This window comes from Psychrilyobacter sp. (assembly GCF_049671765.1).
Lineage (GTDB): Bacteria > Fusobacteriota > Fusobacteriia > Fusobacteriales > Fusobacteriaceae > Psychrilyobacter.
Genome location: NZ_JBATVM010000162.1, coordinates 1 through 1,526, shown reverse-complemented (window position 1 = coordinate 1,526; position 1,526 = coordinate 1). Strand labels below are relative to the sequence as shown.

2 protein-coding genes are annotated in these 1,526 nt (G+C 28.6%); both read left to right on the top strand.

Features of this window, described 5'->3' with window-relative positions; translation table 11 throughout:
- On the top strand, positions 1 to 630 hold a 630-nt coding region (locus WBG30_RS07700; protein ID WP_424504060.1), incomplete at its 5' end, for a BadF/BadG/BcrA/BcrD ATPase family protein.
- 16 nt (positions 631 to 646) lie between these two features.
- The coding region (locus WBG30_RS07695) for an SIS domain-containing protein (RefSeq protein WP_424504059.1) at positions 647 to 1,526 on the top strand (880 nt) is incomplete at its 3' end.

Below are 1,526 nucleotides of genomic sequence, written 5' to 3'. Positions count from 1 at the left end.
AGTTTAGCCTGTCAACCAGGAGTAAATATTGTTTGTGGAACTGGTTCTATTGCTATTGGAGTCAACGAAAAAAATGAAATTGCTAGAAGTGGTGGTTGGGGTGAATTTGTAGGAGATGAAGCTTCTGCATACTGGATAGCTAAAAAAGCTATTAAAGTTTTTTCAAAACAATCAGATTTTAGATTAGAAAGAACTATACTTTATAGAATATTTAAAGAAGATCTAAACTTAGCTTATGATTTTGAATTAATTGATCTCCTACAAAATAAATATAAACTTTCAAGAAGTAAGGTAGCTAAAATTTCAATGATAGTATCAAAAATAGCCTCTTTAGGAGATGAGTCTGCGATAGAAATATTTAAAGAGGCAGCTCATGAGATCTACCTAATGATCCACTCAATAATTAAGCAGTTAGATTTCAAAAAAAATGTAACTGTTTCCTATACTGGAGGAGTATTTAAATCTGAAAATTTAATATTAACTCCATTAAGAACAGAGTTAGAAATAAATAAAATCACTGTTGAAATAATAAAACCTATATTGAGTCCAACTATAGGGTCAGCATTGTTTGCCTATAAACTAGATGGAAACAAGATCACAAAAGAAGTTATAGAAAATTTAAAGAAATAAACTATCAGGAGGAATCATGCAAATGAATTTTGAAGAATTTGTAACAGGGATAGAGATAAAACAACAACCTGAATTATGGAAACAAACTGTTGAGATTATAGAAAATAAACTAGAGGAAATAAATAAATTTTTAATCGATTTTGATAAAAAAAATACAAGAATAATATTTACAGGAGCAGGGACTTCAGAGTTTGTAGGGAATAGCATAGTTGATTATCTAAATAAAAAAAGTGAATTTAAAATAGAAAGTATAGCGACTACAGATATAGTCTCTAATCCAGAACTTTATCTGAATAAAGAAGAAACTATTATTTTAGTCTCTTGTGCAAGATCTGGTAATAGTCCTGAAAGTGTAGCAGCCGTAAATTTAGCAGATAAATTAGTTGATAATATTTTTCATGTATTTTTAACTTGTAACGATGAAGGACACCTTGCTAAATATTCTCAAAATAAAAACAATATATTATTGATATTGATGCCTAAAAAATCTAATGATAAGGGATTTGCTATGACTGGTAGTTTTACTTGCATGTCACTTGCAGGAATCTGTTTATTTAGTTTAGATGAAATAAATGAAATAAAAAATAACATCGCAACTATATCTTCAACAGTAGAAAAAAAATTCTCAGAAATCTATAAATTAATGAATGAAATTGCAGATATAGAAACTAAAAGAGTAGTTTGTTTAGGAGACGGAACTTTAAAAGGAATAGCACAAGAAGGTTCTTTAAAAATTCTTGAACTATCTTCTGGATATATCTCAGTTAATTTTGACTCTTCACTGGGATTTAGACACGGCCCAAAATCAGTAATAACAGATGATACCTTAATTATAATGTTTATGTCTAACAATGGCTATACAAGGAAATACCAACTAGATTTACTGAATGAATTAA